The following is a 24,691-nucleotide window of genomic DNA, read 5'->3' as shown; positions in this document are numbered from 1 at the left end:
GATGCGCCTTTCCATCCCGATCTCAGCCTTCGTCGCGGCCATCGTCGGCTTCGGCGGCACGCTGGCCATCGTCATTGCCGCCGCCCACGCGGTCGAGGCCACGCAAATTCAGACCGCGAGTTGGGTGACCACGATCTGCCTGGCCATGGCGGTCGAAAGCCTGTGGCTGTCCTGGCGAACGAAAATGCCAGTCATCACCGCCTGGTCGACGCCGGGCCTGGCGCTGATGGCGGCGTCGAGTGGTTTTTCGATCGGCGAGGCCGTCGCCGCCTTCATCGTTACCGGCATTCTTTTGGTCGCCACCGGGCTGTTCCGGCCGCTGACGAAACTGATCTCGGGGATACCGCCCTCGGTCGCTTCAGGAATGCTGGCCGGCATTGTCGTCACCTTCGCGCTCAATGCGGTCAAAACTGTTCCCGCCGATCCCTGGCTGATCCTGCCGTTGATCGCCGCCTTCTTCGTCATCCGCCTGTTCAATCCGGCGCTGTCGGTGCTGGCAGTGCTGGTCGGCGGCGGTCTCGCCGCGTTTCTCACCGGCCGCGTCGGCGGTTTGCCCACTCCTGAACTGTCGACGCTCACTCTGATCGCGCCTGTGTTCACCGCCAAGGCGATAATCGGCCTGGCAGTACCGCTCTACCTGGTCACCATGGCTTCGCAGAACCTGTCGGGCCTCGCCGTGCTACGTGCCGCCGGCTACCATCCGGAACCCGGTCCGCTGATCGGCATCACCGGCCTGTTTTCGCTGCTTTCGGCGCCGTTCGGCGGCTCGACCACCAATCTGGCGGCAATTTCGGCGGCTATCTGCACCGGGCCCGACGTTCATCCAGACCCAACGGAGCGCTGGAAGACAGGGCCGTTCTATGCCCTTGCCTATCTGATCTTCGCGATTTTCGGCGCCTCCCTGGTGGCGACCTTCGCCGTCCTGCCGCAGAGCCTGATCGTGCTGGTTGCGGGTCTTGCGCTGATGGCCTCGCTGGCCAACGCGCTGGCGATCGCGCTCAAGGACGAAAGCGAGCGCATGGCCGCCACCGTCACTTTTGTCGTCACCGCCTCCGGGCTGACCTTGTTCGGCGTCGGCGCCGCATTCTGGGGACTGATTGCCGGGCTGGTCGTGCTTTTCCTTGATATGCTCAAAAAGCGATAATCATTTCAGCAGCTTGTCCGGTTTTAGCCGACATTGTCTTGAATCGCCGTTTTTGCCTTCCCATTTCGATTCCACGCAGCCGGTCCTGGCTGTCTCCAACCGAAGGAAATGGGAGAAAATGAACACATCTGCATTGATCCGCCCGGCCTGGACGCCGGCAACCATCGCGTTGATGGTGATCGGCTTCATGGTGTTCTGGCCGCTCGGCTTCGCCATGCTCGCCTACATCATCTGGGGCGACCGGCTCGAGGGCTTCAAGCGTGACGTCAACCGCGCGACCGACGGCATCTTCGCCGGCTGCCGCCGCGGTTCCGACAAAGCCGCGCGCTGGGGCCACGGCTCCGCCCGGACCGGCAACGTCGCGTTTGACGACTGGCGCGAAAAGGAGCTTGAACGCCTGGCCGAGGAACGCCGCAAGCTCGACGACATGTTGACCGAGTTCGACGACTACGCCCGCGAATTGCGTCGCGCCAAGGACCAGGACGAGTTCGATCGCTTCATGGCGAACCGCAACAAGTCGACCGCTCCGGCAAAGAGCGACCCGAGCACAGGCACGACCCCCACCAAGCGTGGCAAAGGCTCGAACCTGCTTGACGACTGAGGCTGAGCGACAGGCCCGATCGTGAAAAAACGGCGTCGCGCGGGCGGCGCCGTTTCTTTTTTGTTCTATTCGTTTTTCTCGAATCGCGTATCGTCCGGCCATGACCCTCGGATTCTTCCGCAATCTGACGAAGCCCAAGCCCACGCCTGTCGTGGAGCGAGAATACTGCGTTGCCGGCCGCACGCTGCCGCTCAAGATCGTCGAGAGCGCCAGGGCGCGGCGTCTGACGCTGCGCATCGATTCCAGCGGCCAGGGCCTGCGTATCACCGTGCCGCCGGGCCTGCGCCGCGGCGAGGTGGAGCGGTTCCTCGATCGTCATCAGGACTGGCTGGAGCAGCGGCTGGCCAAGGTGCCGACACGGCCGCAGGTACGGCCAGGCATCAAGATACCAATCCGCGGCGTGCCGCACCGCATCGTGCATGAGCCGTCAAGGCGCGGCACCGTCACCGTGTCGCGCGACGAACGCGGCCCGCTGCTGATCGTGCATGGCGAGCGCATCCACCTGCCGCGCCGCATCGCCGATTTTTTGAAGCGCGAGGCCAAGAAGGAGATCGAGAAGCTGGTGGCCAGGCACACCGAAGCGCTTGGCAAGCGCGCCAAGGCGATCCGCTACAAGGATACGTCCAGCCGCTGGGGCTCGTGCACCTCCGAAGGCAATTTGTCCTTTTCCTGGCGCATCATGATGGCGCCGCCGCCCGTCATCAACTACCTCGTCGCGCATGAAGTAGCGCATCTGAAAGAGATGAACCACGGCCCGAAATTCTGGAAATTGTGCGAAAAGCTCTGCCCCGACACCGACCGCTGCAAGGACTGGCTGAAGCGCAATGGCGGGGCCTTGCAGGCGATCGTTTTCGAGTAGCGCAATGAAGCGTCGTACGGCGCCAGAAAATAAGCTTTTCCGCGGTGATGCTTCACACCTCCGGTCCCGCCAGCGTCTACGTTCTTACTGGGCGCACGAACTCAATCGTCATTCGCGGCGTTCAACTCTTCAGGCCGCAGCCCCTCTTCGCTATGATGCGGCCACGGTAAAAAATTCCGATCGAAGGCGTCGGTGTCGAAATAATCGAGCGCCCGATGCGCCTCGGCGCCGTTGAAGGCGGCCTTGTCCATCAAATGCGCGATCACCTCGCGCGCCTGCGCGATCTTCTGCCTGAGTTCGGCAACGGTTCTGTCAGTCATGATGTTCTCCCGCCTTGCATGCTTTCCCATGATAGGTAGCGCCTTTGGCCCTGCCGGCAAACAACATGCTTTTTCTCGACTCTGCCTCGATTTCATGTCAATTCCCGCGCCATGGCACTCGACGTCAAAATCTGCGGCTTGAAGACCGACCAGGCAATGGCCGCGGCGCTGGCCGGCGGCGCCAGCCATGTCGGCTTCATTTTCTTTGCCAAGAGCCCGCGTTACATCGAACCGGCTGCAGCCGGGCGGTTGCGCGAAGCGGCGCGCGGCAAGGCTTTGGCGGTTGCCGTTACCGTCGACGCCAACGACACCTTCCTGGACGACATCATCGACAGCATGCGCCCGGACATGCTGCAGCTGCACGGCTCGGAAACGCCCGAACGGGTGGCCGAACTGAAAGCCCGCTATGACCTGCCGGTCATGAAGGCGCTGCCGCTCAGCGAAGCCGCCGATCTCGAGCGCATCAAACCGTTCGTCGGGGTCGCGGACCGGTTCCTGTTCGACGCCAAGCCGCCGAAGGGCTCCGAGTTGCCGGGCGGCAATGGCGTTGCGTTCGACTGGCGCATCCTGACCGGCCTTGACGCCGGGCTCGATTACATGCTTTCCGGTGGGCTCAACGCCGCCAATATCGGCGATGCCCTTCGGCTTGCCAGCCCGCCCGGAATAGATATTTCCTCAGGCGTGGAAAGCGCGCCGGGCGTCAAGGATCCGGCGCTGATCGAGCAGTTTTTCCGGGCCGTCAAGGCAGTGCGAGACGACCGCGCCGCCTGACCGCCTCAAACCCGAGCATGTCCCGGAAAAGTGGAAACCGGTTTTCGACAGGGCATGCTCAAGAAAATCGAGATGCCAGGAGATCGGCGATGAACAAGCCGGCGACACCCAATTCCTTCCGCACCGGACCCGACGAACAGGGCATGTTTGGCATTTTCGGCGGTCGTTTCGTGGCCGAAACGCTGATGCCGCTGATCCTCGACCTCGAACGGCACTGGAACGAGGTCAAGAACGATCCGGATTTCAGGGCCGAGCTCACCGATCTTTCGACCCATTATGCGGGGCGGCCGTCGAAGCTTTATTTCGCCGAAGGACTGACCAGGCATCTTCGTGAGGTTTCCTTGGCGAAGGGCATCGGGGGCGGCGCAAAGGTTTATTTCAAGCGCGAGGACCTGAACCATACCGGTTCGCACAAGATCAACAATTGCCTCGGCCAGATCCTGCTGGCCAAGCGCATGGGCAAGACGCGCATCATCGCCGAGACCGGGGCCGGCCAGCACGGCGTGGCGTCGGCCACCGTCGCGGCCCGTTTCGGCTTTCCCTGCGTCGTCTACATGGGTGCCACGGACGTTGCCCGCCAAAGCCCCAATGTCTTCCGCATGAAGCTGCTCGGCGCCGAAGTGCGGCCGGTGACCGCTGGCCACGGCACGCTGAAGGACGCCATGAACGAGGCGCTGCGCGACTGGGTGACCAATGTCGAGGACACTTATTACCTGATCGGCACCGCCGCCGGCCCGCACCCCTATCCGGAGCTGGTGCGCGACTTCCAGTCGGTGATCGGTTCGGAGGCGCGCGCTCAGATCCTCGAGCAGGAAGGCCGGTTGCCCGACACCATCATCGCCGCCGTCGGCGGCGGCTCCAATGCCATCGGCCTGTTCCATCCGTTCCTCGACGACAAGGATGTCCGCATCATCGGCATCGAGGCTGGCGGGCGTGGCCTCGACGGCATCGAGCACTGCGCCTCGATGAACGCCGGCGCGCCGGGGGTGCTGCATGGCAACCGCACCTATCTCCTGCAAAATGCCGACGGCCAGATCATGGACGGCCATTCGATCTCGGCCGGCCTCGATTACCCCGGCGTCGGCCCGGAGCATTCCTGGCTGCGCGACTCTGGCCGCGTCGAATATGTGCCGATCCTCGACGACGAGGCGCTGGAGGCCTTCAAGCTGACCACACGCGTCGAAGGCATCATCCCGGCGCTCGAATCGGCGCACGCCATCGCACATGCGGTGAAGATCGTGCCCGCCATGGACAAGGACCAGATCGTCATCGTCAACCTGTCCGGCCGCGGCGACAAGGACGTGCATACGGTGGCTTCGATGCTGGGCATGGAGATCTGATCATGGTGACCCGCATCGATCGCCGCATGGCAAAGCTCAAGAACGAAGGCCGCCCGGCGCTCGTCACCTATTTCATGGGCGGCGACCCGGACTATCAGACCTCGCTGTCGATCATGAAGGCGCTGCCAATGGCCGGCGCGGACATCATCGAACTCGGCATGCCGTTCTCCGATCCGATGGCCGATGGCCCGGCGATCCAGGCCGCGGGCTTGCGGGCGCTTAGAGGCGGCCAGACGCTGGTCAAGACGCTCAAGATGGCGGCTGACTTCCGCACCGGCGACAATGAGACGCCGATCGTTTTGATGGGCTACTACAATCCCATCTACATCTACGGCGTCGACCGCTTTCTCAAGGACGCACTGGCCAGCGGCATAGACGGGCTGATCGTCGTCGACCTGCCGCCTGAGATGGACGAGGAACTGTGCATCCCGGCGCTGAAAGCCGGCATTAACTTCATCCGGCTGGCGACACCGACCACCGACGACAAGCGCCTGCCCAAGGTGCTGCAGAACACGTCCGGCTTCGTCTATTACGTGTCGATGACCGGCATCACCGGTTCCGCGCTGGCCGACACCGGCAAGGTGGCTGCGGCGGTCAAGCGCATCAAGGGCCATACTGATCTGCCGGTCTGCGTCGGCTTCGGCGTCAAGACCGCCGAACAGGCGCGCGTCATCGGCGCCAATGCCGACGGTGTCGTCGTCGGCACCGCGATCGTCAATGCGGTCGCCAATGTGCTGGGGCCGAAGGGTGAAAAGACCGCCGACCCGGCCGAGGCCGTCGCCACGCTTGTCAGCGGCCTCGCGCAGGGCGTGCGCTCGGCCCGCCTTGCTGCCGCCGAATAGTTTTCCTACCTCAGATCTTGTGCACGTCGCCATCCCGGGCGGCATGCGCTGGATCGGTTTGCCGTTTCACGGAAACGCCGAACCGCTCTATCTTTTTGTTTTATCGCAATTCCGGACGGAAAACCGGTTCACACTTTTCCTGGAATTGCTCTAACTCTTCGTCAGGACAGGAGCCGAAGCGATGAACTGGATCACCAACTACGTTCGCCCGAAGATCAATTCGATGCTCGGCCGGCGCACCGACATGCCCGAGAACCTGTGGATCAAGGATCCCGAGACCGGGGAGATGGTGTTCCACAAGGATCTGGAATCCAACCAGTTCGTCATCCCGTCTTCGGGCCATCACATGAAGATCTCGGCCAAGGAGCGGCTGAAATACTTCCTCGACGACGGCAAGTACGAACAGCTCGAAAATCCCAAGGTCATGCTGGACCCGCTGAAATTCCGCGACGAGAAGCGCTACACCGACCGGTTGAAGGACGCCAAGGCCAAGACCGGCCTGGAAGATGCCATCGTCAACGCGCTGGGCACCGTAGAAGGCCTGCCGGTGGTGGTGACGGTTCAGGATTTTGCCTTCATGGGCGGTTCGCTCGGCATGGCCGCGGGCGACGCCATCGTTCATGCCTTCGAGGTGGCCGTGCAGCGCAAGCGGCCGCTGATCCTGTTTGCCGCTTCCGGCGGCGCGCGCATGCAGGAAGGCATCCTGTCGCTGATGCAATTGCCGCGCACCACGGTCGGCGTCGACCGGCTGAAGGAAGCCGGCCTTCCCTACATCGTCGTGCTGACCAATCCCACCACCGGCGGCGTCACTGCCTCCTACGCCATGCTGGGCGACGTGCACATCGCCGAGCCAGGCGCGCTGATCGGCTTCGCCGGACCGCGCGTCATCGAGCAGACCATCCGGGAAAAACTGCCGGACGGCTTCCAGCGCTCCGAATATCTGATGGAGCACGGCATGGTCGACATGGTGGTGTCGCGACTGGAGATGCGCCGGACCATCGCGCGGCTCTTGAAGATGCTGCTCAAGATGCCGGAAGAGCACAAGCCCCTGGAGCCGGAAATCCTGCCGCCGGCGGTGGTCGCGACGGAAGCACGGCCGCAGGCCTGACGCGACACTCTTTGCCGCGAACCGCGATTGCGCGCGATCCATCGCGCGCTTAGGACTCTACATGACCACGCTTGCCGCCGACCGTGAAATCGAAGCGCTGATGGCGCTTCACCCGAAAGGCTTCGATCTTTCGCTCGACCGCATTTCACGGCTGCTGGAGCGGCTGGGCAATCCTCAGGACTTGCTGCCGCCGGTGATCCATATCGCCGGCACCAACGGCAAGGGCTCCTGCGCCGCCTTCTCGCGGGCGCTTCTGGAAGCGTCCGGCCGGCTCGTGCACGTGCACACCTCGCCGCATCTGGTCAGCTGGCACGAGCGCTACCGGCTGGCGGCCGATGGCGGCGGCAGGCTGGTCGAGGACGATATCTTCGCCGAGGCCATCGCCCGCGTCGCCAAGGCCAATGGCGGCGAGAAGATCACCGTTTTCGAGATCCTCACCGCCGTCACCTTCATCCTGTTTTCGGAGCATCCGGCCGATGCCGCCATCGTCGAGGTCGGTCTCGGCGGCCGCTTCGACGCCACCAATGTCATCGCCAGGCCGGCTGTCTCGGTGATCATGCCGGTGTCGATGGACCACGAAGCCTATCTCGGCGACCGCGTCGAACTGATCGCCGCCGAGAAGGCCGGCATCATCAAGCGCGGCTGCCCGGTGGTCATCGGCGCGCAGGAAACCGAGGCGGCGCAGCAGGTGCTGATCGAAACCGCCGAGCGGCTCGGCTGCCCGACCCTGGTCTATGGACAGGATTTCCTCGCCTTCGAGGAGAACGGCCGCATGGTCTATCAGGACGATGATGGCTTGATGGATCTGCCGCCGCCGCGGCTGCCCGGGCGCCACCAGTTCGCCAATGCTGCCGCCGCGATCGCCGCCGTCAAGGCAGCCGGCTTCGAGATCAGCCACCGTGCCGCCGAGAAGGCGATGACCACTGTCGCCTGGCCGGGGCGGATGCAGAAGCTGTCGCAAGGCAGGCTGACGGAACTGGCGCCCAAGGGCGCCGACATCTGGCTCGACGGCGGCCACAATCCGGGCGCCGGCGTGGTCGTCGCCGAGGCGCTGGCCGAACAGGAAGAGAAGAACCCCAGGCCGCTTTTTCTCATCTCCGGCATGATCAACACCAAGGACCAGAGCGGCTATTTCCGCGCCTTCAATGGCCTCGCCCGGCACGTCTATACCGTGCCGGTGAGCCTGAGCGACGCCAGCGTGCCGAACGACGAACTGGCGGCCCGCGCCACGGAGGCCGGGCTTACGGCCGAGCCGGTGAGTTCCGTCGCCCGCGCGCTGATGTTGCTGCGCGACACCTGGGACGGCCCGCCGCCGCGAATCCTGATCGGCGGCTCGCTCTATCTGGCTGGCGCGGTGTTGGCGGAGAACGGCACGCCGCCGACGTGACGTGGCGATAATCGGAAATCTATCCTACCCGCCGCCGGAAAACGATCTCGGCTTGGGAAAACGTCATGGCACAACGTATCAAAGACGCTTCGCGTGAATCCGTTTCAACGCTAGAAATCCCACGGTGAGATCAGGTCGAGGTTGGCCGCGCCAAAATCATTGAGGTTGCGCGTCGCCAGCCGACCACCACTTACACGCACGATCGCGGCGATCATGCCATCGGGAGCCGACATTCCACGGCCCAGGCGGCTGGCGGTTCCCATAATCTCCCCGTAAACCAGCGCAGCCTCTTCCGTCAGCCCAGAAATCCGGTCAGCGAAGCGACGGCGCCATTGAGAAAGCCCCTGCTCCAGGCGATCCGCACGCTCATCAGGTCGGATTTTGTGAATGCCGAAAGCGACTTCAGCAATCGTCACCGTGGGCCAATTCAGCATCGTTGCGGACAAGCCTGGCGAGAACGGCTTCGTCCGGTGCCTTCTTGAGTGTCTCTGAAATCACATCGGTGTCGACGAAAATCAAAGCTCGGGTCCAGCATGAACCAGGCGGCCGTCGCGGATGATTTCCTCAGATCGATATCGACGCCACAACTGGCCGTGAGGCGGGCGTAGAAGGTGGTGGCGGGCTCGCGTCCCGCCTCACGGATCTCGTACGATTCAAGCGCTCGCTCGACGACATCTGCTATCGAGCGATTTTCGCGACGAGCAAGTCTATGTGCCAGGTCGCGTGCTTTTGCGCTACGGACCGAGAGCTGAGGTTCGGCCATCTCAAACTCCGTTGTTGGAAGACATATATACCGGTTTCCGCTGCGGTATTCGAGGCGAACGCCGCTATTTCAGCTCGATCTCAATGAAGGCATATTCGCCGTCATTGGCGCTGATGACGTCGTGCTCGACGCCTTCCCTGCGGAAATAGGGCGCGCCTTTCTTCATTTCGGCGAAGGATTCGCCGTCCTTGGTCAGAAGCTTTACCTTGCCGTCCATCAGCGGCACGACAACATAGTCGTGGCCATGGCGGTGCCAGCCGGTGTTGTCGCCCGGCTGAAAGCGGTATTCCGTGACGATGACGCGCTCATTGTCGATGAAGACGGTGGCCTTGGCGGATCCGGTCATTTTTCCTCTCCCTGCATCTGCTGCCAGCAGAAGACATGGAGGCCCCGGACGTCAGGGCCAGAGCGGGCGACCAATGACGCCAACAAAAAGCCCGGCGCGATCGGCCGGGCTTGATGTCAGGAATTTCGGATTGATCAGGCGAGATTACCGTTGATCCAGTGCGACAGCGCGGTCTTGGGCGCGGCGCCAACCTTCACATCGGCTCTTTCGCCGCCCTTGAAGATCATCAGCGTCGGGATCGAGCGCACGCCGAATTCCGCTGCCAGTTCGGGATTCTCGTCGATGTTGAGCTTGGCGATCTTCACCTTGCTGCCGAGCTCATTGGCGATGTCTTCCAGCGCCGGCGCGATCATCTTGCAGGGACCGCACCATTCCGCCCAGAAATCCACCACGACCGGCTCCTTGGCGTCGAGCACAGCGGTCTGGAAATTGTTCTTGTCGACCTTGACGGTAGCCATGCGGAAATCCTTTCGAAATTTTTCGTCGCACCAAATGTGGTGGTTGCCGCGCCCTTCTTCAAGCAGTTCTTGTGTCACGCTCGCGTGAGTCGGGCAAGAGCGTCATCCATGGCCCGAGCCGGCAGTTCGATCAGCCGCGGCGCCTCCGTGAACAGCAAGGCCGCCGTGACTTCGCGGCCGGGATAGAGCGGCCGCAGCAAGGCGCGATAGAGCGCGAGCTGCAGCAGATAGGCGGGCGGAACCTCGCCCAGCGAGGCGGGCGCCGGCCGATTGGTCTTGTAATCGATGATGGATACGCGGTCCGGCGTCACCGCCAACCTGTCGATCTTGCCGGAAATCGAGCGTTTCGTGCCCTTGACGTCGAGGCTGCCCATGACCGCCACTTCGGCGCGCGAAGAGGGTCCGAAAAGCGGCGCGAAACGCGGATCGGCAAGGATCGCCATCACCGAGGCGACCGCCTTTTCGCACTCGCCGGCCGGCCATTGCGCGCCGGCGCGGGCGAGATAACGTTCGGCTGCGCCCTGGCGTTCGTCTTGCGCCACGCCGGGCAGCATCTGCAGCAGTTTGTGCAGCGCCAGGCCTCGCATGACGGCGAAGCCGGGTTCGGCGTCGCCATCCAGCACTGGCGAGCCGGCGTCGATGACGCTTTCCTTGCCCTCGTCGATCAGGGCGGAGGCTCCGGATGGCGACAGCGGGCGCGGCAGGTCCTCGTATGGCGGCAGCGGCTTGAACAAGATTTCGGGCGGCGGCCCGAAGTCCCGCGTCTGCCTGGCTTCGCTCTCGGCGACCGGTGCAAACGGCGGCAGTCCGGTCACCTGGAAGCGATGCACTGAGACGCCGCCGGCCGGATGCGGATACTCGGCACTCTCCGGCGCCCCGACCAGGGCACAGCTGACGATCGAATGCCAGGTGCCGGCGTTCGGTGCGCGCTTGCCGTGATAACCGCAAACGATCAGCCTGTCCTCGGCCCGGGTCATGCCGACATAGAGCAGCCGCCGGTACTCGTCATCGGCGAGATCGCGCGCCCTGGCCGCGGCAGCCTTCGAAATGCCGTTGGCGACGTCGCTGGCCGAGCGCCAGAGAAAGCCCTTGCCGCTCCAGTTCAGCCCCGAACCCTCGAACGGCATCAGGCGCGGCAGGTGCTGATCGCTGAACGGAGCCGAACCGCCATCGACCAAGAAGACGACAGGCGCTTCGAGCCCCTTGGCTGCATGCACGGTCATGACGCGGACCTCGTCGCGGGTCTGGTCCATCTCGCGCTTGATTTCTGGGCCGGCGCTCTCCAGCGTCGACAGGAAGGCTTCCAGCCCGGGCAAGCCGGCCCGCTCCTCGGCAAGGCAGAAACTCAGGAATTCGTCGAGAATGTCGCCGGCCTCCGGCCCGAGCCGCGCAACCATCTTGCGGCGCACGCCACCGTGTGCCAGCAGGCCGGCATAGAATTCGAACACCGGCTTGAAGACGGCCTCGTTGGCCCAGATGTCGAGTTGAGCGGCGACCGCCGCGAGCGCTTCGCTTTGGCTGGCATGCTGGCGCAGGGACCCGGCCAGCGACAGGCCGGATGGTCTTTGCGCGGCCAGTGTGAAAAGCGTCTCTTCCGACAGATCGAAGATCGGGCTCCGCAGCACGGCGGCGAGCGACAGATCGTCCTGCGGCTGGATCAGGAAATGGCCGAGCGCGATCAGGTCCTTGACCGCGATGTGGCCGGGCAGGCTCAACCGGTCCGCGCCGGCGACCGGGATGTCACGACGTTTCAGGGCACGCGTCAGCGCATGGACGAAGCGATCGCGCTTGCGCACCAGCACCAGCACGTCGCCAGGGCGCAGCTTCTTGCCGCGGCCTTCGATGACCTCGCCATTGCCGATCCAGCCGGCAATGGTGGCGGCGACGTTTTCGGCAACCCGAACCGCCGGCGCGCGGGCATGGTCGACTGCCTGCGTCCAGTCGTCTGGCTCGTCGACGACGTCGGCGCCGATGGATGGCCAGACCTCGACATAGCCCGGTGCATCGGTGCGTATCGCCTTGTGGCTCAGCGGGTCGGGGTCATGGCTGATGCCACGCCGCACGACCGGATCGGCGAAGACACGGTCGACAGCGGCCAGAACATCGTCGGTCGAGCGGAACGACCAGGTGAGCTTCAGATCGGCGAAAGGCGCATCGGCGTCGCGCACCTTGCTTGCAAACAGGAGCCTGCTGTCGGCGAAGGAATCCGGCGCCGCTCCCTGGAAGGAATAGATCGACTGTTTTTCGTCGCCGACAGCGAAGATCGTCCGATGCGCGGTGTCGCGGGCGCCGATGCCGGCGAAGAATTCCTCGGCCAGTCGCTTCACCACCTCCCATTGGTCGGGGCTGGTGTCCTGCGCCTCGTCGAGCAGGATGTGGTCGATGCCCTGGTCGAGCTTGTATTGCACCCACGGGCCGGCATCGGGCCTGGCCAGGAGACTGACGGTGCGGGTGATCAGGTCGTTGAAGTCGAGGAACCCGCGGCCACGCTTCAACTGCTCGTAGCGGGCGATCAGCCAGTCGGCCAGCGTCAGCGCGGCGCGCGTGCCCTCCAGCATCCGGAACAGGGCGAGCCGGTCGACCGTCTCGACGATTGCGGTGGTCGCCGAGAGATAGCGCTCCGCCAGATCCGGCAGCCGGTCGAGCAGCGCCTTCTTGAAGGCCTTGGCTGGATCGTAGACGTCGCCGTCGGCCTTCAGGAAAGCCCGCGAAAGCAGCTTGCAGGCGGCGCACGGGGTCGGTTTCCGCGAAAGCCAGGCGCGCATGAGGCAAGATGTTGTTGAGCACCGTCCTGGCGTCGGCGGCCTCCGCCGCCTGGGCGAAGCCGGCAAAATAATCCGGCAGGAAGCCGGGCAGCGGCCAGATGGCGGCCGCTATGCCTTCGGCGGTCTGGCCGGGGCGGAATTGGAATTCGTCGAACAGCGCCTGGAAGTTCGGGCCGCCTCGATCGATTTCACCGATGAAGGCGCCCAGTTCGTCGCGCTTGCGGACGATCTCACCCAGCAAAGCGTCGAGCCCGGCCTCGCCACCGCGCTCGAGCACGGCGGCGAAAGCTTCGGCGAGGTCCGGCCGATCCGCCGCGCTGCCCGAAATCATTTCACGGCGCGCGGCGGCGAACAACGATGCCTCCATCTGCGGGTCGAGCATCTCGAAATGCGCGGGGATGTTGGCTTCCAGCGGGAACTGGTGCAGCACCGATTCGCAGAAGGCATGAATGGTCTGGATCTTCAGGCCGCCGGGCGTTTCCAGCGCCTCGGCAAACAGGCGGCGGGCGCGGCGCATGGTTTCGCGGTCGGGCCGGCGGCCATCGAGCGCCTCGACCCTCACCGCCAATTCGGCATCGCCGAGCGCGGTCCATTCCGACAATGTCGAGAAAACCCGGTTCGACATGTTGGCGGCGGCGGCGCGCGTGTAGGTCAGGCACAGTATCTTCGACGGATCGGTGCCACGCAGCAGGAGCCGGATGACGCGCTGGGCCAGCACATGGGTCTTGCCGGACCCGGCATTGGCCGACACCCAGGCGGAATTCCTCGGATCCGAGGCGCTGGCCTGCCTGGAGGCGGTTTCGCCGGGGATGGGATAGGCTTTCTTCATGCCTCCCTCCTCGTCATCCGCATCGCCGCCCGCCGACCATTCGAGCACGCGGGCGAGATGGTCGTAGTTGCCGTCGGTCTCGCCTTCGCGGAACGGCAGTGCCCGCGACAGGTAGCCGGCCGCCGGATCGGCATAGTGGATGAGCAATTTCTCCAGCCGCGCCCAGGCCTCCTCGGCGAGGCCCGTGGCGGTGCGTGGCTGCCGGTTGTATTCGAGGATCGATTCCTCGAAAACCTCGCCATTCGGCTTCAGCCTGACGAAAGCCAATTGCGAGGGCTCGCGCGCGCCGAGTTCCTGGAAAGCGCCGCGCCTGAGCAACGCGCCCTCCAGCGCCAGTTGCGGCGACAGCAGCGTGTGCGCCTGGGCCTTGGAAGGCGAGGAGCCGGTCTTGTAGTCCAATATGTCGGCCATGCCGCCATGGAGAAGATCGACCCGGTCGGCATAGCCCGACAGGGTGATCCCGGATTGGCCGACCATGGTCTTGCCCGCTCGCGCCTCGGCGTGGCGCCGGGCCACGGCCCCAGCGCGGCCGCGTTCCCATTCGATGATGCTGGCGGCGAGTTTTTCGAAACGCGGCCACCAGACCGCCTCGACATCGGTGGGAAGTGCTGCCTCGGCGAAGCAGGTCCGGCCGGCGGCGAGCAGGCCGGACAGCGCATCGGGAGCACGCGGATCGGCCACGCTGCCCGAGAACAGATGCAGGATGGCGTGGAACAGCGTGCCGCGCTCGGCCGCACCCGGGTCGCGGATGACCGGGTCGAGCGGCAGCAGGCCGAGGATGCGCCTGGCATAGACGGCGTAGGGATCGCGACGCAGCGTCTCGATCTCGGTGATCGAGAAATGGGTTGGACGCAGCGCGACCGGCGGCTTCGGCTGCGGGCGCGGCGCGAAGTCCCGCCGCGGGCCAGAATCGAGCGCGCGCGCCCAGGCGATGAGTTCGTCGCCACGTTCGGCAAGCCTGGCTGCCTGGTCCTTCCCGATATAAGTGAGAATGCGCTGCAGCCAGCGCGAGGGCACGGCGGGCGCGTCGCCGGCGCGTGCGGAGCGCGACAGCACCACCTTCGCCGCCCCCATGGCCATCTGGAAATCATGTGCGGCAAGCCCAATGCGCCGTTCGGGCGGCTCCAGGTCGATGCCGGTCTTCATCAGCCGCGACATGAAGCGATCGCTTTCGGGTTTGCGCGGCCACACGCCTTCGTTCATGCCGCCTATGACCAGCGTGTCGACATTCTGCAAGCGGGCTTCCAGCGCCCCCCAGATGGCAATGTTCCTGTCTGTGCCTCGCGCTGGCTTGACCGTCTCGGGCGCGATCAGCGCCGCCATGACGTCTGGCCATTCGTCGGCGGCAAACGACAGCGGCACGGGCGCCGCGACCAGTCCGCGCAACAGCTCGGCCAGTTTCTCGCCGGCATCGCCGGCATAGAGCGCGCCAAGCCCGCCATCGGCCGCGCGGCCGAGATTTTCCAACACCACGACGCTGGCCCCGACCAGCGCGACAAGACCGGCGTCGGCCTGGCCGCGAAAGGCGGCAAGCGGCGCCAGCGCTTCGTTGAGACGTCCGAGCAAATTCCGCGCGCCTTCGATGGCGCGCACGGTCAGCCGGGCAAACCAGAAAGGCCGCCTGCTGTCGGCGCCGAGGTCAACCAGGCGGGCTTCGAACAGGTCCGGCAGCGACGCGATGTCGGGGCGGCCGGTGCCGCCGCGCAGCGCCACCAGCTCGATCAGTTCCGCCGCATGGCGAACGCTCGTCCGGTCCAGGCCAAGGGCAAGCAGGGGATGCTTGAGCAACGACAGCAGGCCGACGGGGTCACCGGGGCGGAACACCGCCTGCAACGCCAGCCCAAGCAGGCCGGCGGCGGGCGTGTTGGAAAGCGGCACACCACCGGAATCGTCGGCGACGACGCCGAAGCGGGCGAGTTCGACCGAGACGCGGCGCGCCAGCGCACGGTCGCCGGTAACGAGGGCCGCCCTTTGGCCGGGCTGCTCGACCGCGCGCTTGAGCGCGACGGCGATCGCCACGGCTTCATCGCGTTCGCTGGCCGCCTCCAGCAGGCTCACGCCGGAAAACGCCTGCTCGATGTCGGAGGCGGAAAAGCCGCTGCGCGTCTCGGCCCACAATTCGGTGGTCTCGGCCGGCCGCAGCGCTTCGCCGACGAGGGCGGCGCGAAGCGCGAGTTCATGTCCGGCCGCGCCTATCTCCTCGACATCGCCGCGCAGCACCCCGATGGTGCCGATCAGCTTGGCGAGGCCGTATTGCGGATGGCCGAGCACGGCCGGACGTGCGCCCGGCGCCGTGATGGCCTGGAAGGACGGCTCATCCATCGTCCGGTCGAGGCCTGGCAGCACGATGGCTCCGCCCGCCAAGCGGGCGATGGCGGCCAGCAGCTCTGCCGTGGCGGGGATGGAGCCCGTGGAACCGGCGGCGATAACCGGCCCGGCGGGCGGATTGCGCCGCAACCGCGCCGCTTCCAGCCGGAGCAGGGCGCTGCGATGCGCGGCCGGGTTGGAGAGGTTCCGTTCCCCAAGGAATTTCGGCCAGGCGTCGGTGACGATGCCGAGAAAATCAAGCGTGACCTGCCACCATCCCGCGAGATTGCCGCTCACCAGGTCAGCGAGCCGCGTCCAGTCCGTGCCTTCCGTCTCGATCTCATCCATAAGCCGGGCGAGATCGCGTGCCAGCCAGATCGCATCGGCGGTGGAGGCTGGAATGACGATCTCCTCATCGAAAAGCGCCGCCACATGCGCCGGCAGCCGGCGTTTCCAGGCGCGCACCAGCGGCGCCAGCAGCAGCAGGCGTTCGGTTGCCGCGATCGGCGGAGCGAGGTCGATGGCCGCCGACGCTTCCGTCTCGAACGCTGCCTCGTCCTCGTCGAATTCGCCGAGCGGCCGGATGACCGGCAGAATCGCCGAACCGCCGCCGCCCCTGGCCGACAGGCTGTCGACGAAGACGCCGCGCAAGGCGCGCGCGGCGCGCCGCGTCGGCACATAGATGGTGACATCGGCCAAGGCGAGCGGGTCGCCATCGAAGCGAAAGCCCGGAACAAGACGCCCGGCCAGCAGCGCCTCGGCAAGCGTCGGCAGAAACGGCGCACCGGGCGGAATGGAGAAAACGCGGCCCGGGCCGCTCATTGCAACTCGGCTAGCGCGTCGGCCACCGCCGCTTCCGCGCTCGCAATAGCGTCAGGCGTGCCGACGGTGATCCAATGGCCGTGCATCGGCATGCCGGACAGCCGGCCGGCGGCGATCGCCTTGTCGAAGTAGGCGTTAAGCGAATGAGGTTCCGGCAGGGCACCCTTGAAGATGCGCGGATGGACGATCGCCGCCCCGGCATAGATCAGGCCCGCCGGATCGCCCTTGGAACGCCGCAGGGTGCCGTCCGGCGCCACCACGAAATCGGTGCTGCCGCAGTGTCCGGTCGCCTGATGGAGATCCGCCAGCATCAGCAGAATATCCATTTTCGCGGCATCCCATGCAAGGGCGAGACGGTTGAGATTGAGCGTTCCTTGGTCGATCCAGAAGGTGTCGGCGTTGAGGATGTAGAAGGGCTGTTGGCCGAGCTCCGGCAGCGCCTTGACGATGCCGCCGGCGGAATCGAGCAACCGCTCGCTCTCGTCCGAAATGACGATCCGCGGCGCATGGCGCGCGCCGAGATGGGCGACGATCTGTTCGGGAAGATAGTGCACGTTGACGACGGCCTTGCCGATGCCGGCCGCGGCGAGACTGTCGAGGCCCCAGTCGAGCAGCGTCTTGCCGGCGATCCTGACCAGCGGCTTGGGGATCGTGTCGGTGATCGGCCGCATGCGCTTGCCGAGCCCTGCGGCAAGCACTATCGCAGTTTTGGGCACGATCGCAGTTTTGGGCACGCTCGCTGCGTCCGGTATCGATGTCACGGCGTTTGCTCCTCCAGCAGACCGTGAGCGGTATAGAACTCGCGAAGGCCGGCCAAGGCAGGATGGGACAGCGCCCGGCGCAGATAGTCGCGGATACGCGGCAAGTGCTTCAGATAATAGGGCTTGCCGTCGCGTTTTTCGAGCCGGACGAAGATGCCGAGGATCTTGGAATTGCGCTGCGCCGCCATGATCGCATAGGCCTCGAGGAATGCCGCCTCGTCAAATGGGCCGGCCGCGTGGCGGGCGGCGACATAGGCATCGAGCGTGCGTTTCTCGATGCCTGGCGGGATGGTGACGCGCGCGTCCATGGCCAGAGAGGCGACGTCGTAAGCGGCGGGGCCGATCAACGCGTCCTGGATATCGACGATACCGAGCCGGTCATGGCCGGAGCGCTCAGCGCGCCAGATGATGTTCGGCGAATGAAAGTCACGCAGCATCAGCGTGTATTGGCTGTCAGCGAGCCGATCGAGAACCGCGTTCCACTCCTTATGGTAGCCGACGCGCAAGGCATCGCCTGCCGACGCGCCCGTCAGCATTGGAACGTACCAATCGACCAACAGGTCCGCCTCGATCAGCATGGCGTCGCGGTCGAAGGGCGGCACATCGTGAAACACACCCGGTGCGGCCTCCATCCGGTGGGGCCAGGTCTTGCCATGCATCATGGCGAGCAGTTCGGCCGCCGCCTCATAGCGCTCGGCGACCGGCCTGCCATGCCCGTCCAGGAAACCTTCGGAGCCCAGATGTTCGAGCAGCAGGAATCCCTGGTCGAGATCCTGCGCATGGATTTCGGGAACGCTGACCCCGGCGGCGAGCAGCGCGCGGTCGATGGCGGCGAAGGCTGACACCGACTGGGCGGTGTGGGCGATGACGCCATAGGGCTTGCCGTCGCGCACCGGCGGGCCTAGCACCAGCCGCGGCGAGTTCATCAGCACCCTCGCGGCGTGGCCTGGAAGCGAGACAATTTCGTAGGAGCGGGCAGAGGCATCGCCGATGAAATGGCGGCGGCTGGCCTCGCCCCATCCAGCGCCTTCGAGGAAATCACGCATGGCGAGAGAGCGCGCCACCCGATCGTAGGCAGCGCCTTGCCCGGACAGTCTCGCCAATCGGCCATCGCCATGCTGGACGAGTTCGATCAGCACGGCGGTCCCAGGCAAATAACCCTCGGCCCGTTCCGGCCATTCGACAAGGGCCGCGCCTTGCGCCAACGCCTCGTCGAAGCCCAGTTCATCGAGCTCGGCTGCCGAGGACAGGCGGTAGAGGTCGAAATGATGGACCGGAATGCGCGTGTCGTAGCTTTGCACCAGGGTAAAGGTCGGGCTCGGCACATCGAGGCCGGCATCGTCGGCCAAGGTCCTGATCAGCGCCCGCGCCAGCGTCGATTTGCCGGCGCCGAGATCGCCCTTCAGCGCCAGGACGTCGCCGGCGCGCAACGCCAGCGCCAGATCCTCACCCAGCCGCGCTGTCTGTGTTTCGTCGGCGAGTAAACGCTCGAGCATCAATGCGGCCATCGAGTGCGCTACTCGGCCGCGGCGCGGATGCCCGGCATGTCGGGAAAGGTGCAGATGACGGTCGTGCCCTTGTCCTTACCGGTTTCGATGCGGACGCTGCCGCCATGCAGCTCGACGAAGCTCTTGACGATCGACAGTCCGAGCCCGGCGCCGCGCCGGCGGCCGCCATTGGCGCGCGGCTCGAAGCGGCGGAACACCGAGTCAAGCACGTCGGGCGGCATGCCGGGTCCATCGTCATGGACCGAGAATTCCACACCGTCCGCCAACTGACGGCAGGCGAGCCGGATGGCGCTGGCCTCCGGCGCGTAGTTGGCGGCGTTGCTGAGCAGGTTGTAGAGGATCTGGCGGATGCGGATTTCGTCGCCGTGAAAGGTCTTCGGTGCCGCCGCGGCGTCGACCTCGAGCCTGATTGAATGCTCTTCCAGCCGGTCGGCAACCAGCTCGGCGGCGGCGGCGATGGTGCGGTCGACATGGACCTCGGAAATGTCGAGCTGCATGATGCCGGCATCGACCGTGGCGAGGTCGAGTATGTCGTTGACGATGGTCAAAAGCACCGAAGACGACGAGCCGACATGCTCGACATATTCGCGCTGCTTCTGCGTCAGCGGACCGGTGGCCGGCAGCGACAGCAGTTCGGTGAAGCCGATGATGTTGGTCAGCGGCGAGCGCAGTTCGTAGGACACGTGCTGGACGAATTCGTTCTTGAGCTGGTCGGATTTCTCCAGCGCCTCGTTCTTGTCCTTGAGCGCGCGTTCGACACGGACGCTGTCGGTAACGTCGACGAAGGTCATCATCACCTGCCCGTTGGGCAGGGGGATCACGGCGTAGCGCAGCACGGTGCCATTGTTGAGCTCGGTCTGACCGTGGCGGTCGCGGCGCTCGTCGTCGAAGCCGGTGATGGCGGCGACGAAGCCGCCCCACGGGCTGTCGATCGCTTGCAGGTCGCAAAGCTCACGGATTGCGGAAACATGGACATTGGGCCGGGCGGTTTCGGCGTCCAGGCCCCACAAAGTAGCAAATGCCGGGTTCGACAGACGCAGCCTGCCGTCGGGACCGAACACCGCCACGCCTTCGGCGAGGTTGTCGAGTGTTTCGCCCTGGACCCGCACCGCGGTGCGGTAGCGGCTTTCGAGGTCCATCTTCTCGGTCAGGTTCTCGAACACCCAGGTGACGCCGCCCTTGGGCTGCGGGTTGGCGACGACGCGGATGGTCTTGCCGTCGGGCAGGTGCCACCAATGCTCCTGCGATTCCACCGCGCGGTAGGCGCCGAGCAGGCCTTCCTTCCAGCGACGCCACTCCGGCTGCTCGGCGATCTTGCCCTCGCTGCGCAGCCGATCCAGCAGCAAAGCGTTATCGGGCGCGCTGTGCAGGAAGCCTGCATCGAGGCCCCAGAGCTTCTGGAAAGCCTGGTTGAAGAAGCGCAGCTTCTCGTCGGTGTCGAAGATCGCGACCGCCGTGTTGAGCTGGTCGAGCGTGTCGGCGTGGCTGCGCACGGTGCGCTCATATTCGCTGCGGATCGTTTCGATGGCGCTGGTGTCGCAGGCAAGCCCGGCCGAACCGTCGGCGCCGGCGAAATCGGTCACCGCGAAAACGCGGCGGTCGCCTTCGATCACCGTGGAAAGCGTCTGTTCGAAGACCGGGTGCGACTTGTGCTGGGCAGCGATCGCGTCGCGCGCCTGGCCGCCGAGGAATTCCTTGGCGTCGCGGACGGCCATCTCCGCGCTTTCGGCCTCGACCGCTTCGGCATAGGCCCGGTTCACCCATCTCAGGCGGCCGTCCTCGCCGCGCAGCCATGCCGGCATCTTCAGCGCCTCGAGCAGGCCGATCATCGTATCATGGTCGGCGGCCAGCCGCTGGTTTTCGATCTTCAGCCGGGCTTGGCTGCGTTGCGTCTCGGAAAGGGAAACGAACCGCACCAGCACATGCGCCGCGCTCTTTCGGCCATGCACTTCCAGCGGAGCGCCGGTCTGCGTTTCGATGACGAGGTCGAAGGACACGGCTCTTTCGCGCAGCCCCGCGACGGCATGCTCGAGGGCCGCAGCCGAGCGCGGCATCAGCCAGCGGCCGAAGGCAAGGAAGGCGGCCCGCTCCTCTGGCGCGCCGCTTTCGACCGGCAGCGTGCCGATGAGCTCGGGTTTCTTGTTCTCCGAGGCCCAGACGACGACACGCTGGTCGCGCAAGTTGAGCAGCGCCTCCGAACGGCGCAGCGCCGCGTTGATGTCCGCGATGCGGCTCCTGAGCTCGACATTTTCGGCCGAGGTGCGCGCTCTCTCTCGGATCAGAACGATTGCCGACAGGAATGCCGCTCCCATCACTCCGACAAAGACGGCAAGCTGCACGACCTCGACCGTGCTCACCGATAGGCTTGCGGCCTCCGCACCAGCAGCCTGGGCGTGGGCCACCGTGCCGGCCAAAGGCCAGCCAAGTGCGGAGCCGGCAAGGAAAAGTCCGGCGCGCGCGCGCCATGAAGGGCGCCCGCCTCGCGTGGCGGTGCCGGTAATCCTCGAATCGTCATGGCCGCCGGAAACGGCCCGTCCCGCGCAAAGCGGGTTATCCCCCGGCATGTCTTGGTCCTCTTCGCCGCCTGAATGCAAGACCGCCCTGATGCGTACGCCGGTCCTCGTCCCCGGACCGCGAATCACAACAATAGCGCCTGCTGGAATCGGCGTGAAGAATCATTCGGCGCAAAAATAAAGCCGGGCGAAAAGTCAATCGCCCGGCGTCAATATCTGGTAGTAAATTCAGCTTTGGTTAATAGCGGTAGTGTTCCGGCTTGAACGGACCCTGCGGGGTCACGCCGATATAGGCTGCCTGTTCGCCCGACAGTTCGGTCAGGCGAGCGCCGAGCTTGTCGAGATGCAGGCGCGCGACCTTCTCGTCGAGATGCTTGGGCAGCACGTAGACCTGGTTCTGGTACTGCTCGCCCTTGGTGAACAGCTCGATCTGCGCCAGCACCTGGTTGGTGAAGGACGCCGACATGACGAAGCTCGGATGGCCGGTGGCGTTGCCGAGGTTGAGCAGGCGGCCTTCCGACAGCAAGATCATGCGCTTGCCATCGGGGAAGGTGATCATGTCGACCTGAGGCTTGACGTTGGTCCATTTCAGGTTGCGCAGCGATGCCACCTGGATCTCGTTGTCGAAGTGACCGATGTTGCCGACGATCACCATGTCCTTCATCGAACGCATGTGGTCGAGGGTGACGACATCCTTGTTGCCGGTGGTGGTGATGACGATGTCGGCGGTGGGTGCGGCATCTTCGAGCGTGACGACCTCGAAGCCGTCCATCGCCGCCTGCAGGGCGCAGATCGGATCGACCTCGGTGACCTTGACGCGGGCGCCGGCGCCCTTCAGCGAGGCGGACGAGCCCTTGCCGACGTCGCCATAGCCGCAGACGACGGCGACCTTGCCGGCCATCATGGTGTCGGTGCCGCGGCGGATGCCGTCGACCAGCGATTCCTTGCAGCCATATTTATTGTCGAATTTCGACTTGGTGACGGAGTCGTTGACATTGATGGCCGGGAAAGGCAGCAAGCCCTTCTTCTGCAGCTGGTAGAGCCTGTTGACGCCGGTGGTCGTCTCTTCGGTGACGCCCCGGATCGCTTCCTTCTGCTTGGTGAAGAAGCCGGGCGAAGCCTTCATGCGCTTCTTGACCTGGGCATAGAAATATTCCTCCTCCTCGCTGTGCGGATTGGACAGTACGTCCTCGCCGGCCTCAGCGCGCGCGCCGATCAGGATGTACATGGTGGCGTCGCCGCCATCATCGAGGATCATGTTGGAGGTGCCGCCGTCGGCCCACTGGAAAATCCTGTCGGTATAATCCCAGTACTGCTCAAGCGTCTCGCCCTTGACGGCGAAGACCGGGATGCCGGCCTCGGCGATGGCCGCGGCCGCATGGTCCTGGGTCGAGAAGATGTTGCAGGAAGCCCAGCGTATATCGGCACCGAGCGCCTTCAGCGTCTCGATCAACACCGCGGTCTGGATGGTCATATGCAGCGAGCCGGTGATGCGCGCGCCCTTGAGCGGCTTCTTGGAGCCGAATTCCTCGCGGCAGGCCATCAGGCCCGGCATTTCGGTTTCGGCGATCTCGATTTCCTTGCGGCCCCAGCCGGCAAGCGAGATGTCGGCGACCACATAATCCTTGCTACCCGTCATGGCAGTGCTCCGATGCGAATTGTTACGCTATTGAATTGTTTGCGGATGCGCCCGCGCCGGCAGGCGCGTCGAAGGGCGCGAATTGCCCGCCTGACTAGCAGATCGGCGTCAAGACGACAATGGGATATAAGGAAATCTTTATCCCTGCATGTCTTTCGTATGGAGGTAAAGGATCAGCATTCCTCGCCGAAGCGGGACGCCACCAGCTGCTCCAGCGCATTCATGACCTCAAGCGCTTCGGGACCGCTGGCGGTGACGCGAATCGAATAGCCCGGACTTGCCGCCAGCATCATCAGGCCCATGATCGAGGTGCCGCCGACCTTGACGCCGTCCTTCTCGACGTGGACCGACGCGTTGTAGCCGCTGGCGAGCTGCACAAACTTGGCCGAGGCGCGCGCGTGCAGGCCGCGTTGATTGACGATCGGAAATTCGCGGACGATCTGGTCCTTTTCCGACGACATCGTGCTCATTTGCTGCTCAGGAGCTGGCTGGCGACATTGATGTATTTGCGCCCCGCCGCCTGCGCCTCGTCGAGGGCCGCCGCCATGTTGTCGCCCTTGCGGATCGAGGATAGCTTGATCAGCATCGGCAAATTCATGCCGGCGATGACTTCGGTGCGGCCGGACTCCATCACGGAAATGGCAAGGTTCGAAGGCGTGCCGCCGAACATGTCGGTCAACACGATCACGCCCGTCCCGGTGTCGACACGGGCAACGGCATCGACGATGTCGCGCCGGCGCTGCTCCATATCGTCGTCAGCCCCGATCGCCACGGTTTCGAAATTGTCTTGTGGCCCGACGACATGTTCCACGGCATGTCGGAACTCGGTGGCCAGTTGACCGTGCGTTACAAGCACGAGTCCGATCATTCTTTGGTGGCTCCCGTCATCGCCGCTTCACAGGCGCATTTTATGCTCGCCAGCCATTCCAGGCGGCGGGAGCGCTATCTTGTCGACGCGCGGCTCGTTGACAAGCCCAAAATTGCGCCGGCCCATGCCATTTTGACGCATTGCAGCAAAAAACCCCGGTCGCATCATAGAAAAGGCGCGATCGACAGATGCGCCATCACGGCGGGCAAGGCAGCGGCAATATTGCGTTCCGCCACGTCAATCCGCGGCACCAGGCAGCCGGCGATGTTGTCGTCGGCATCCTCCTGAAAGCGTGCCACTTCGCCGGCCGGCAAAAGCCTGACATGCAGATCGATGACGGCGCCCGCCTCAAACGGCACGGGTCGCGGACCACGCCCGGGCACCTCGACCAGGCCCTCGATCGCGGCGGGCGCGCGGCACACCAGCCGTCCCGCATGTGCCATGACGAAAAGCTGGTCGTCGCCGACGAGCCGTGAAAACAAGCCTCGCGGGTGGCAATGGTCAATGAGCGCCAGCGCCAGTGTCGTCTTGCCCGAACCGGATGCGCCGCTGACGAGAACGCCGCGCTCGCCGATCAGGATGGCCGTTGCGTGGATGTTTTCAGGCTGCATGAGCGTGCCCGCTTATGTATTTCGGAAATCCTGATCCAACCCCGTCATCCCGAGAATCTGCAGGCCTTTCAATAGTGTTCGCACCATAGTCCCGCTGTGCGGCGGATCCACGGGACAAGCCCGAGGATG

General features: G+C 64.9%; 19 protein-coding genes and 3 pseudogenes. 8 read left to right on the top strand and 14 right to left on the bottom strand.

All coding sequences use genetic code 11. The features are described from left to right. The first annotated feature begins 1 nt into the window (after position 1). The 3 genes from ACIU1A_RS29880 (at position 2) to ACIU1A_RS29870 (ending at position 2,604) form a co-directional block, all read left to right on the top strand. Positions 2 to 1,144 carry a benzoate/H(+) symporter BenE family transporter gene (locus ACIU1A_RS29880; protein WP_404925962.1) on the top strand — a complete coding sequence of 381 codons (1,143 nt, stop codon included), beginning with the start codon at positions 2 to 4 and terminating at the stop codon, positions 1,142 to 1,144. Between the two features lie 118 nt (positions 1,145 to 1,262). Beyond that, positions 1,263 to 1,745 carry a DUF2852 domain-containing protein gene (locus ACIU1A_RS29875; RefSeq protein ID WP_140491148.1) on the top strand — a complete coding sequence of 161 codons (483 nt, stop codon included), beginning with the start codon at positions 1,263 to 1,265 and terminating at the stop codon, positions 1,743 to 1,745. A gap of 100 nt (positions 1,746 to 1,845) precedes the next feature. Then, positions 1,846 to 2,604 (top strand): M48 family metallopeptidase, encoded by a 759-nt coding sequence (locus ACIU1A_RS29870; protein WP_140491150.1) that lies wholly within the window; start codon positions 1,846 to 1,848, stop codon positions 2,602 to 2,604. 101 nt (positions 2,605 to 2,705) lie between these two features. Here ACIU1A_RS29870 and ACIU1A_RS29865 read toward each other — a convergent pair whose 3' ends face one another. Next, positions 2,706 to 2,924 carry a hypothetical protein gene (locus ACIU1A_RS29865; protein ID WP_140491152.1) on the bottom strand — a complete coding sequence of 73 codons (219 nt, stop codon included), beginning with the start codon at positions 2,922 to 2,924 and terminating at the stop codon, positions 2,706 to 2,708. 111 nt (positions 2,925 to 3,035) lie between these two features. Between ACIU1A_RS29865 and ACIU1A_RS29860 the strand changes: the two genes are divergently transcribed. From ACIU1A_RS29860 to ACIU1A_RS29840, 5 genes are all read left to right on the top strand, one after another. Beyond that, entirely contained in the window at positions 3,036 to 3,695 is a 660-nt protein-coding gene (locus ACIU1A_RS29860) for a phosphoribosylanthranilate isomerase (protein WP_140554553.1), read from the top strand. A gap of 89 nt (positions 3,696 to 3,784) precedes the next feature. After that, the gene (trpB, locus tag ACIU1A_RS29855; protein ID WP_140554554.1) at positions 3,785 to 5,035 is read left to right on the top strand and encodes a tryptophan synthase subunit beta; all 1,251 of its coding nucleotides are present in this window, start codon (positions 3,785 to 3,787) and stop codon (positions 5,033 to 5,035) included. 2 nt (positions 5,036 to 5,037) lie between these two features. Further along, positions 5,038 to 5,877 carry a tryptophan synthase subunit alpha gene (gene trpA, locus ACIU1A_RS29850; RefSeq protein WP_140554555.1) on the top strand — a complete coding sequence of 280 codons (840 nt, stop codon included), beginning with the start codon at positions 5,038 to 5,040 and terminating at the stop codon, positions 5,875 to 5,877. A 181-nt stretch (positions 5,878 to 6,058) separates the two neighbouring features. Then, positions 6,059 to 6,985: an acetyl-CoA carboxylase, carboxyltransferase subunit beta gene (accD, locus tag ACIU1A_RS29845; RefSeq protein WP_140491161.1), complete on the top strand. Its 927-nt coding sequence runs from the start codon at positions 6,059 to 6,061 to the stop codon at positions 6,983 to 6,985. A 61-nt stretch (positions 6,986 to 7,046) separates the two neighbouring features. Continuing rightward, on the top strand, positions 7,047 to 8,372 hold the full coding sequence (locus tag ACIU1A_RS29840) for a bifunctional folylpolyglutamate synthase/dihydrofolate synthase (protein WP_404925961.1): 1,326 nt from the start codon (positions 7,047 to 7,049) through the stop codon (positions 8,370 to 8,372). A gap of 110 nt (positions 8,373 to 8,482) precedes the next feature. Here ACIU1A_RS29840 and ACIU1A_RS29835 read toward each other — a convergent pair. From ACIU1A_RS29835 to ACIU1A_RS29775, 13 genes and pseudogenes are all read right to left on the bottom strand, one after another. Beyond that, positions 8,483 to 8,891 (bottom strand): annotated as a pseudogene (locus ACIU1A_RS29835) (PIN domain-containing protein). Beyond that, positions 8,888 to 9,135: pseudogene (locus ACIU1A_RS29830) on the bottom strand (type II toxin-antitoxin system VapB family antitoxin). The pseudogenes ACIU1A_RS29835 and ACIU1A_RS29830 overlap by 4 nt, the downstream one beginning before the upstream one ends. A 64-nt stretch (positions 9,136 to 9,199) precedes the next feature. Continuing rightward, positions 9,200 to 9,481 (bottom strand): cupin domain-containing protein, encoded by a 282-nt coding sequence (locus ACIU1A_RS29825; RefSeq protein ID WP_140491165.1) that lies wholly within the window; start codon positions 9,479 to 9,481, stop codon positions 9,200 to 9,202. A gap of 134 nt (positions 9,482 to 9,615) precedes the next feature. After that, entirely contained in the window at positions 9,616 to 9,975 is a 360-nt protein-coding gene (gene trxA / locus ACIU1A_RS29820) for a thioredoxin (RefSeq protein ID WP_404928036.1), read from the bottom strand. Between the two features lie 38 nt (positions 9,976 to 10,013). After that, the gene (gene addA, locus ACIU1A_RS29815; RefSeq protein WP_404925959.1) at positions 10,014 to 12,704 is read right to left on the bottom strand and encodes a double-strand break repair helicase AddA; all 2,691 of its coding nucleotides are present in this window, start codon (positions 12,702 to 12,704) and stop codon (positions 10,014 to 10,016) included. 397 nt (positions 12,705 to 13,101) lie between these two features. Continuing rightward, positions 13,102 to 16,662 (bottom strand): annotated as a pseudogene (gene addB / locus ACIU1A_RS29810) (double-strand break repair protein AddB); the annotation flags it as partial. Continuing rightward, the gene (locus ACIU1A_RS29805) at positions 16,659 to 17,423 is read right to left on the bottom strand and encodes a nucleotidyltransferase family protein (RefSeq protein WP_404925958.1); all 765 of its coding nucleotides are present in this window, start codon (positions 17,421 to 17,423) and stop codon (positions 16,659 to 16,661) included. The pseudogene addB and the gene ACIU1A_RS29805, both read right to left, overlap by 4 nt. Beyond that, positions 17,420 to 18,931, bottom strand: coding sequence for a tRNA (adenosine(37)-N6)-threonylcarbamoyltransferase complex ATPase subunit type 1 TsaE (tsaE, locus tag ACIU1A_RS29800; RefSeq protein ID WP_404925957.1), 1,512 nt, complete (start codon positions 18,929 to 18,931; stop codon positions 17,420 to 17,422). The genes ACIU1A_RS29805 and tsaE overlap by 4 nt, the downstream gene beginning before the upstream one ends. Positions 18,932 to 18,939: 8 nt before the next feature. Further along, positions 18,940 to 21,495: a PAS domain-containing sensor histidine kinase gene (locus ACIU1A_RS29795; RefSeq protein ID WP_140899270.1), complete on the bottom strand. Its 2,556-nt coding sequence runs from the start codon at positions 21,493 to 21,495 to the stop codon at positions 18,940 to 18,942. Between the two features lie 187 nt (positions 21,496 to 21,682). Beyond that, positions 21,683 to 23,083 (bottom strand): adenosylhomocysteinase, encoded by a 1,401-nt coding sequence (gene ahcY / locus ACIU1A_RS29790; RefSeq protein ID WP_140517752.1) that lies wholly within the window; start codon positions 23,081 to 23,083, stop codon positions 21,683 to 21,685. A 173-nt stretch (positions 23,084 to 23,256) separates the two neighbouring features. Further along, a complete protein-coding gene (locus ACIU1A_RS29785; protein ID WP_140491179.1) occupies positions 23,257 to 23,553 on the bottom strand; it encodes an HPr family phosphocarrier protein in 297 nt (98 codons plus the stop codon). Continuing rightward, positions 23,550 to 23,951: a PTS sugar transporter subunit IIA gene (locus ACIU1A_RS29780; RefSeq protein WP_027032585.1), complete on the bottom strand. Its 402-nt coding sequence runs from the start codon at positions 23,949 to 23,951 to the stop codon at positions 23,550 to 23,552. Before ACIU1A_RS29780 ends, ACIU1A_RS29785 begins: the two co-directional genes overlap by 4 nt. A 164-nt stretch (positions 23,952 to 24,115) precedes the next feature. Beyond that, the gene (locus ACIU1A_RS29775; RefSeq protein ID WP_140491183.1) at positions 24,116 to 24,562 is read right to left on the bottom strand and encodes an HPr kinase/phosphorylase; all 447 of its coding nucleotides are present in this window, start codon (positions 24,560 to 24,562) and stop codon (positions 24,116 to 24,118) included. Positions 24,563 to 24,691: the final 129 nt, after the last annotated feature.

Source organism: Mesorhizobium maamorense (assembly GCF_044998965.1).
In the GTDB taxonomy this organism is placed as follows: Bacteria; Pseudomonadota; Alphaproteobacteria; order Rhizobiales; family Rhizobiaceae; genus Mesorhizobium.
The sequence above is the reverse complement of the archived record's forward strand: the minus strand, read 5'-3'. Positions and strand labels throughout refer to the sequence as shown.